Source organism: Aestuariivirga sp. (assembly GCF_037139295.1).
GTDB lineage: Bacteria > Pseudomonadota > Alphaproteobacteria > Rhizobiales > Aestuariivirgaceae > Aestuariivirga.
The window spans coordinates 1-8,900 of the sequence record NZ_JBAXGR010000114.1 but is presented as its reverse complement, the minus strand read 5'-3'; the positions used below and the strand labels follow the sequence as shown (position 1 = coordinate 8,900).

The 8,900-nt window shown below is 62.7% G+C and carries 6 protein-coding genes and 1 pseudogene; 4 read left to right on the top strand and 3 right to left on the bottom strand.

The window, feature by feature from the left end:
- The first annotated feature begins 565 nt into the window (after nt 1–565).
- Nucleotides 566–2,473 (top strand): M23 family metallopeptidase, encoded by a 1,908-nt coding sequence (locus tag WCJ41_RS18325; RefSeq protein ID WP_336907281.1) that lies wholly within the window; start codon nt 566–568, stop codon nt 2,471–2,473.
- Between the two features lie 60 nt (nt 2,474–2,533).
- Nucleotides 2,534–3,715 carry an MFS transporter gene (locus WCJ41_RS18320; RefSeq protein WP_336907280.1) on the top strand — a complete coding sequence of 394 codons (1,182 nt, stop codon included), beginning with the start codon at nt 2,534–2,536 and terminating at the stop codon, nt 3,713–3,715.
- A gap of 3 nt (nt 3,716–3,718) precedes the next feature.
- Here WCJ41_RS18320 and WCJ41_RS18315 read toward each other — a convergent pair whose 3' ends face one another.
- Nucleotides 3,719–4,087 (bottom strand): MmcQ/YjbR family DNA-binding protein, encoded by a 369-nt coding sequence (locus tag WCJ41_RS18315; protein WP_336907279.1) that lies wholly within the window; start codon nt 4,085–4,087, stop codon nt 3,719–3,721.
- A 69-nt stretch (nt 4,088–4,156) separates the two neighbouring features.
- Between WCJ41_RS18315 and WCJ41_RS18310 the strand changes: the two genes are divergently transcribed.
- Entirely contained in the window at nt 4,157–4,900 is a 744-nt protein-coding gene (locus WCJ41_RS18310) for a hypothetical protein (protein WP_336907278.1), read from the top strand.
- A 44-nt stretch (nt 4,901–4,944) separates the two neighbouring features.
- Here the strand turns inward: WCJ41_RS18310 and clpB are convergent, their stop codons facing one another.
- Nucleotides 4,945–7,566, bottom strand: coding sequence for an ATP-dependent chaperone ClpB (clpB, locus tag WCJ41_RS18305; protein ID WP_336907277.1), 2,622 nt, complete (start codon nt 7,564–7,566; stop codon nt 4,945–4,947).
- 250 nt (nt 7,567–7,816) lie between these two features.
- Between clpB and WCJ41_RS18300 the strand changes: the two genes are divergently transcribed.
- Nucleotides 7,817–8,605 (top strand): formate/nitrite transporter family protein, encoded by a 789-nt coding sequence (locus WCJ41_RS18300; protein WP_336907276.1) that lies wholly within the window; start codon nt 7,817–7,819, stop codon nt 8,603–8,605.
- Nucleotides 8,606–8,620: 15 nt separating this feature from the next.
- On the opposite strand, the pseudogene WCJ41_RS18295 reads toward WCJ41_RS18300, so the two are convergent.
- Nucleotides 8,621–8,900: pseudogene (locus tag WCJ41_RS18295) on the bottom strand (DUF4167 domain-containing protein); the annotation flags it as partial.

The following is an 8,900-nucleotide window of genomic DNA, read 5'->3' as shown; positions in this document are numbered from 1 at the left end:
ACAAGGCACGCCGCGCACAAACAGCGCCGCGTCCCTCAGTGACCCGGCTTATATGAGAAGCATCCCGGAGGAGTCAAGCACCTCGGATGAAGATTTCCCGAAAATCTCGCAAATAACTGAAACATTGGGCACAATTTGATCCGTGTTGAGGCAAACAACCGCTTTGGACAAGCTGACTTTGGCGTCTCGGGGAGATCTCCGGCGGGTTTTGTGACAGCAAACAGGCCACTGTCATGAAACATACACCCCGAGAGGCCCTCTCGATCATGGTTAACGAATGGGTAACGTCTGGGTGGGATACTGCCAGATGGCATTTCCGGCACCGTCCCTGCCTATTTGGCAGGACCGGGACACGCTGGGCGAGCCCTGTGGAAACCGGCTGGCCATTGCGGGTTGACTATCAGGGCTCGGACGGGCATTTTCCGATCCGCGCTGGGGCCTCCCGAGGGGCCCTTGAGTCCCGGACGGAGCGAGACAAACGAACAGGCTCCGGAGGACCTGCCGATCGAGGGAAGTGGGCAGGTTTGTGTATTCGGGCAAGCGAGTGTGACAGGGGATTTGAGTATTGAACGATCGCGTTGACAGACAGTTTCGCGCCCGCATACCAGTTGCTGGCACGACGACCCGTCTGCCATTGCCCTCGCAGCAGCCACCGGCCGCCAGCACGGCGGCGCAGGCCAGCACCACGCCCACACCGCGCATCAACCTTCAGTCCGCGCCGACGGCATCTCGCATCGCTTTACAGTCGCCGTCCAAGCCGGCCTCACAGCCGGCACCCCGCGCAAGTGTTCCGCCTGCCCCTCGCACGGCAGTACCGCCACGTGCCGCAGCGATTTCCCGCACGCCTGCCGCCCCGCGCGCTGCACTGCCAGCCCCGGCCGCCGTGGCCGAACCGTCGCCTGATCCGTTCCAGGTCGAAGCGGTTCATCACCGCTGGCTGCTGACCACATGTGTTGCCGGTATTGCAGGTTCACTCATCATCGGCAGCGCTGTGCTGGGAATCTTCGGCGAGAATGCCGGCCCACGTGATGCCTATGCCGCCGTGGACAAGGCTTCGCTCACGGGCGCCTATCCGGACAATGCCGCCGGCGGCTCCATGATGGGGCGCAAGGAACTCTCCTCCGCCTACCAGCCGCAGGCAGATGGCAACGACCAGCCGGTCGTTCCGGAGCGCGACCTGAACAACGCCAATCTCTATCCTGAAATCACCACTGACGACTTGCCTTACAGCGAAGACAATCCGGTTGTGATGAATGCCGACATCGACAATGTCGATGAAGACGAGAACATCACGACCATCACCAAGCAGGTGCCGTCGGAACCAACCGACGAAACCTTCACGCTGGCCAAGGGCCAGACGCTGATCGACATGCTGACCGACCGAGGCGTCGGCCCCGATGCGGCCAAGGCGCTGATTGCCGCCATCAACCCGATCTTCCCGGTGAACATGATCAAGCCGGGCACGTCGGTTGAACTGACGCTCGACCGCCAGATCGACTTCTACGGCCGCGAAGTGACCTTCCCTGTGGAACTGTCCTTCAACCCCGGCCCCAAGGAAACGCTCACCGTCAACGCCGACGAAGACGGACGTTTCGAGGCGGCAATTGAAGGCACCAAGGCCGGCACCAAGTCGCAATATGCGCAGATCAACCACTACCGCACCGAGGCGAAGGTTGGTTCAAGCCTCTACGGCACGGCCAAGGACAACAAGGTCCCGGACTACATCATCGCGGAATTCACCCGCATCTTCTCGTATGACGTCGACTTCCAGCGCCAGGTGAAGGCCTCAGACACCTTTGAGGTATTCTACGGCAACCCGCTGACCGGTTCTTCATCCCGCCGCAAGGTGCTGCACTTCGCGCAGCTGACGCTCGACGGCAAGACGAAGACCTTTTACCGCTACACCACCAAGGACGGGCAAACCGACTACTTCGACGAGCAGGGCCGTAGCGCCCAGAAGTCGCTGCTGAAGACGCCGGTGTCCGGTGCCCGCCTAACCTCCGGCTTCGGCATGCGCCTTCACCCGCTGCTCGGCTACTCCAAGATGCATGCAGGCGTTGACTTCGGCGTGCCGCAAGGCACCCCGATCCGCGCCGCCGGCTCTGGTGTAGTCGAGGTTGCAGGACGCCACGGGTCCTTCGGCATTGCCGTCGAGATCAAGCACAACAACCGCTACGAGACGCTCTACGCCCACATGAGCAAGCTCGCCGCCGGCGTACGCCGCGGCGTCAAGGTCAACCAGGGCCAGATCATCGGTTATGTCGGCTCGACTGGCCGCTCAACCGGCCCGCATCTCCACTATGAAGTCCACGCGAACGGTCGCCCCGTCAACCCGACCCGCATCAATGCCGCGGGCGGCAAGCAGCTTGCCGGCAAGGAACTGATGAAGTTCAACCAGCTCAAGCAGCGCGTTGTGGCAATGATGCAGCAGGCACCCTCGCCGCTGCAGGTGGCACAGGCCAAGCAGCAGTAAGTCATCCGCCAGATCATCATCGCTTGCGCGGGCCGTCTGTGCCTGCGATGACGCTTGCCGATGCGCGTCTTCCTCACCTTTCTTGCGGCCTATGTGCTGAGCCAGTTCTACCGCTCCTTCCTGGCGGTGATCGCGCCTGAGCTGGCGCATGAACTGCTGCTTGACCCGCAGGCGCTGGGCAATCTTCAGGCCTTCTGGATCCTCGGCTTCGTGGCAACACTGTTCCCCCTGGGCTGGGCGCTGGATACGCTGGGCCCGCGCCGCACCGTATCCGCGCAAATGTTGGCGGCAGTGGCCGGAGCCCTGCTCTTCGCTACGGCACACAGCGCAGCCACACTCAATCTGGCCATGCTGCTCATCGGTGCGGGCTGCGGCTCGATCTACATGGGCGCCATCTACATGTTCGGCCGCATCGCGCCGCCGCAGCGCTTCGCGCTGCTGTGCTCATGGCTGCTGGGCCTTGGCACGGCTGGCAATTTGCTTGCGGCCTCGCCGCTCGCCTGGGCCGCACAGTCCATCGGCTGGCGGGGCGCGATGGTCGGCATGGCCGTGGCAACAGCCCTGTCTGCCATCTCGGTTCTGGTGCTGATCCGCGACCCCGTCCGCATCACGTCGCACGGCAGCCGCGGACTGCTCGGCGGCATTGGCGACATCCTGAGGATCCGCGAACTCTGGCCGCTGCTGCCCATCACCGCCGTCAGCTATGCCGTAGTGCTGGCGGAGCGCGGATTGTGGGCCGGCCCCTACTTCTCGTCCGTCTTCGGGCTCGAGCCGGTGGCACGCGGCAATGCGTTGCTGGTCATGGCGGCGGCGATGTCCGCTGGCGCCATGGCCTATGGTCCGCTCGACCGCCTGCTCGGCACCCGCAAATGGGTGGTATTTGGTGGCGTGACCATCACGGCGCTGTGCTTTGCGGCCCTTGCCCTGCCCGGCCTGTCGCTCACCGCAGCGATCATCATCATCGGCCTGCTCGGCGGCTTCGGCATGACCTATGGCGTGCTGATGGCACATGGCCGCAGCTTCGTGCCGGACCATCTGCTGGGCCGCGGCATCACGCTGCTCAATGTGCTGTTCATTGGTGGTGCGGGCGTGCTTCAACCTTTGAGCGGCGCCTTGATGAAGCGGCTGGCGGATCATCCGCCAGAGCAGGCCTATGCCACCCTGCATCTGATTTTCGCAGGCCTGCTGGCGGCGGGCCTCGCGGTCTATCTCTTCGCGAAGGACAATCCGCCCAAGGCATGAAGCTCAGCCGAGGCCCAGTTCGCGCTGCAACCGCTTCGGCAGGTTCAGTGCTGCGAGGCGATGGCTTTCGCGAAGATAGTCCTTGAGTGCCGCATCATCCAGCGTCTCCGCCGTCCGCCGCTGCAGCCAGAGAAGGCCACGCGATGCGAAATAGGGCGCGGGCCTGATGCCCGGCTTGTCCTTCAGCAGATCGAAGCTCAGTTGCGAGGCTTTGAAAGTGAAGTCCAGCGAGGGCCCATGCCAGCGCGAGGCAATGGCGAAGACCTTGCCCTTGGCTCCTCCCACCTTCCACACATGCGCACCCTCCCACTGCACGACATGCGCCGTGTGGGCGAGGCTGCGGCAGAAGCGATTGTAGTCGTCGAGGGTCATGGCCCTAAGAGCGCCATCTGTTGAAATCGATATTCAACTTTACGCGATGCACCAGCGCTGATTGGATCCGTGAATCGCAATGAGGGGTGTTTCAAAATGTCCGGTGGGGCATCTGAATTCAAACGCGGCATTTGGGCAGAGGCGCTCCTGGAGTGCTGGAAGAACATTTTATTCATTATGCTCATCATCGTGACCTTCTTCGTTCTAGCCTTCGCTGGACTGCCTGCTTGGTCAATCTACGCTGCCTACGCGTGGCTAGCGATCCGCATTCAAGCTTCTCTGCTCAATGGAACAAACCCGTCGATGCTCGATGTGCAACGCAGATATTTGCCGTTCATCTGGCGGTCAATAGTGCTGGTTCTACCAAGTTTCGCTGCCAAAACGCTGATCTCGGACACTTCAGGCTCAGTCATCAATATCGACTCTCTCCACCTTGCCGCAGCGGTTGCTACCGCTGTCACCGCAATTATCTTCGGCATAGCAGGCACATGGCTTCCCGCGGTCGTCGCCGAAGGTGGGATTCGAACTTTCACTGCAGCGATTGAACGAGGACGTCGGGTGTTCGGATATAGTCTGTTCCGATTCATCGTGTGTTGCGGACCCATTGCCTTAGCAGGCATGATATTGGTCATTGAATCTGCGTGGGTATCATTCGATGTTGCCGCGAAGCTTGGACTCATGGGCTTCGTCGTCTTATCAATGATATCTTGGGTGTTAATGGAATTCGTGAACGCCTTCATGATCGTTATGTTCACTGTGATCCTGGCCCGCGCCTACCAGATCGCTGAAGGTTATTCCCACCCGAAACAATGAGGCCGGGCGACTTAGCCCGGCCTCTTTGCTTTTTCTAACAGCTCTCAATGCAGCTTCACGACTTTCGGGTCGACGACGGTCTTGCCGCCAACGGGCACGCCGTTGAAGGTGAGAAGACCGCCCTTCACGTCGACCTTCACCGTATCGCCGTCCTTGATGCGACCGGCGAGAATTTCCTCGGCCAGCGGATCCTGGAGGCTCTTCTGGATCACGCGCTTCAAGGGACGCGCGCCATAGGCGGGCTCGTAGCCCTTGTCGGCAAGCCAGTCGCGCGCCGCATCGCTGATCTCGACGTGGATCTTGCGATCCGTGAGGAGCTTCCTCAGGCGGCCGGCCTGGACATCGACGATGGCGCCCATGTGCTCACGCTTGAGCCTGTGGAACAGGACGATCTCGTCAAGGCGGTTCAGGAACTCAGGCCGGAAGTGGCCCTTCACCACGCCCATCACCTCGTCCTTCACCACGTCCACATCCTGATCCTCTCCGAGGTTCACCAGATACTCGGAGCCGAGGTTCGAGGTCATGATGATCAGCGTGTTCTTGAAGTCCACTGTGCGGCCCTGGCCATCGGTCAGGCGGCCATCATCGAGCACCTGCAGGAGCACGTTGAACACGTCCGGATGCGCCTTCTCGATCTCGTCGAACAGCACCACCTGGTAGGGGCGCCGCCTGACGGCCTCGGTCAAAGCACCACCCTCGTCGTAGCCGACATAGCCGGGAGGGGCACCGATCAACCGCGAGACGGAGTGCTTCTCCATGTATTCCGACATGTCGATGCGCACCATCGCGTGCTCGTCATCGAACAGGAAGCCGGCCAGCGCCTTGGTAAGCTCGGTCTTGCCAACACCCGTCGGCCCCAAGAACATGAACGAGCCGATCGGCCGGTTCGGGTCCTGCAGGCCCGCACGTGAACGGCGCACGGCGGTCGACACCGCGATCACCGCGTCCGACTGGCCGATGACGCGCTTCGCCAGTTCCGTCTCCATGGCGATGAGCTTCTCGCGCTCGCCTTCGAGCATCTTGTCGACGGGAACGCCGGTCCAGCGCGACACGACCTGTGCCACGTGGTTCTCGGTCACCGCCTCTTCGAGCATGCGCGAGCTGGAAGACTCTTCGGCTTCCTTCACCTTTTTCTCGAGGCCGGGGATGGTGGCGTAAGCCAGCTCGCCCGCCTTGGCGAAATCGCCCTTGCGCTGCGCCTGCTCAAGATCGAAGCGCGCCTTCTCCAGCTCCTCCTTGACCTTGGAGGCAGAGGCAAGCTGTGCCTTCTCTTCCTGCCAGCGCCTCGTCATGCCGGCCGACTTCTCCTCGAACTCGGCCAATTCCTTCTCGAGCTTCACGAGGCGGTCCTTGGAGGCCTGGTCAGTCTCCTTCTTCAGCGCCTCGCGCTCGATCTGCAGCTGCATGATGCGGCGGTCGATCTCGTCCAGCTCTTCCGGCTTCGAGTCCACCTGCATGCGCAGGCGCGACGCGGCTTCGTCCATCAGGTCGATGGCCTTGTCGGGCAGGAAGCGATCGGCGATGTAGCGGTTGGACAGGATCGCCGCGGACACCAGCGCGGAGTCGGTGATGCGCACGCCGTGGTGCAGCTCATACTTCTCCTTGATGCCACGCAGGATCGACACGGTGTCTTCCACCGTGGGCTCACCTACGAAGACGGGCTGGAAGCGACGGGCGAGTGCTGCGTCCTTCTCGACGTGCTTCCGGTATTCGTCCAGCGTCGTCGCGCCCACGCAGTGGAGTTCACCACGGGCGAGTGCCGGCTTCAGCAGGTTCGATGCATCCATCGCACCTTCCGACTTGCCAGCACCGATCAGCGTGTGCATCTCGTCGATGAACAGGATGATGCCGCCCTCGGCCGACGTCACTTCCGACAGCACGGCCTTCAGGCGCTCCTCGAACTCGCCGCGATACTTGGCACCGGCGATGAGCGAACCCATGTCGAGCGCCATCAGCTTCTTGTCCTTCAGGCTCTCAGGCACGTCGCCCTTGACGATGCGCAGCGCCAGGCCCTCGGCGATCGCCGTCTTGCCGACGCCGGGTTCACCGATCAGGACCGGGTTGTTCTTGGTGCGCCGCGACAGCACCTGGATGGTGCGGCGGATTTCCTCGTCACGGCCGATGACCGGATCGAGCTTGCCCGCTTGAGCTGCCTCTGTGAGGTCACGCGCATATTTCTTCAGGGCGTCATAGCCCTGCTCGGCGGATGCCGTGTCAGCGGTGCGGCCCTTGCGGATCGCGTTGATCGCCTCGTTCAGGCCCTGCGCTGTGACACCGGCGGACTTGAGGATCTTGGAGGCTTCTGACGGCTCGACGGCCAACGCCTGCAACAGGCGCTCGGCGGTGACATAGCTGTCCCCGGCCTTCTCGGCGATCTTCTGGGCGGCCTCGAAGACACGCGCCATTTCAGGTGACAGGTAGACCTGGCCGGCACCACCGCCCGAAACCTTGGGCATCTTGTTAAGCGCTGCCTCGGTTTCCCTGAGCGCCAGACGCGAATCACCGCCCGCAGCCTTGATCAGGCCGGCGGCGAGGCCTTCCTCGTCGTCGAGCAGCACCTTGAGAAGGTGTTCCGGTGTGAAGCGCTGGTGGCCCTCACGAAGGGCCAGCGACTGGGCGGACTGGATGAAGCCGCGCGAACGTTCGGTGTATTTCTCGATATCCATGTATTTCTCCTCCTCGGCACTTCGCAAAGGCCCCGACCGGGCACCCCTGAAAAGCCGTCAACGGTTTGATTTGCCACCCATACCCATTCTGAACCCCCGTAAGGCATTCCCTAAGGAGAGCGGCTCTAGATGACAGTCATATGGTAAGCCTTTGCAATCAATCAAGCGGGACCATGCTGATCCCCGCCATGGCGGCCTAACCTTGCGCTGGATCAAGGCTTTGGCAACTTCTCTGAGACCTAATGCAGGCATGGAACAGAAGATCGATCCGACGGGCGTGGACGCCTACAAACCTGCCGAAGTGGCGCTCCGCATCGAAGAGGCTGGGGTGAAAAAGGCAGCGCTTGCGGCCATCCCCCTCCTGACCCTCTCCGTGCTCGCCGGGGCCTTCATCGCCCTGGGGGCTGCGGGCTTCACGGCCGTGCTGGCCGGAACCACGCCCGGCTTCGGCCCGGCCCGGTTGCTGGGCGGCATCGTCTTCTCGACGGGCCTGATCCTCGTGGTGGTGGCGGGCGCGGAACTGTTCACTGGCAATACACTGATCGTCATGGCCCGGGTCGATGGCCGGGTGAGCTCGGCGGCGCTGCTGCGCAACTGGGCCTATGCCTTCATCGGCAATCTGATCGGCGCGCTCTCCGTGGTGCTGCTGATGTATCTTTCAGGCCTGCTGGAAGGCCCCAAGGGCGACACCGCCCGGTCAATCGCCGAGGCCAAGGTGGCGCTTGGCCCCATGGAGGCCTTCACCCGCGGCATCCTGTGCAACATGCTGGTTTGCCTTGCGGTGTGGATCACCTTCGCGGCGCGCGGCGTGGCCGACAAGATCCTCGGGATCGTGTTCCCGATCTCGGCTTTCGTGCTGCTGGGTTATGAGCACTCGATCGCGAATATGTACCTGATCCCCATGGGCTGGGCGCTTGGGGCCAATGTCACGCTGGCCTCCTTCTTCGGCAACCTGGTTCCGGTCACGCTCGGAAATATTGTGGGCGGCGCCGGTGGCGTCGCCCTCACTTACTGGCTGGCCTACAGGCCAAAGACCTGAAAAGGCACAGTTAAGTTAAACGTCCGAACCCTCGGGGGCTTCGGCAGCGGCATCCTTGCGAGTGCGGCGTCGCTTCACCGGAGCGGCTGCGGCCTCTTCGGCAACGGCCTCGACCGGGGCCGGAGCGGGAGCCGGGCGGCGCAGGAAGGACGGGGCCTCCCAGCGATCCGGCTCTTCGGCGGCGGCGGCAGGAGCCGGCGCGGGCTCGTTGCGCGGCTGCTCGTCCTGGCGGGGCTGCTGGTTCTGCTGGCGGGGTTCGCCGCCCTGACCCTGCTGGCCCTCGTTGTTACGGCGG

Bases quoted from the DNA above. Each gene is read 5' to 3' on its own strand.
- WCJ41_RS18315 (WP_336907279.1), bottom strand. From the start codon at position 4,087: ATGACCCTCGACGACTACAATCGCTTCTGCCGCAGCCTCGCCCACACG.
- clpB (WP_336907277.1), bottom strand. From the start codon at position 7,566: ATGGATATCGAGAAATACACCGAACGTTCGCGCGGCTTCATCCAGTCC.
- WCJ41_RS18300 (WP_336907276.1), top strand. From the start codon at position 7,817: ATGGAACAGAAGATCGATCCGACGGGCGTGGACGCCTACAAACCTGCC.
- WCJ41_RS18320 (WP_336907280.1), top strand. From the start codon at position 2,534: ATGCGCGTCTTCCTCACCTTTCTTGCGGCCTATGTGCTGAGCCAGTTC.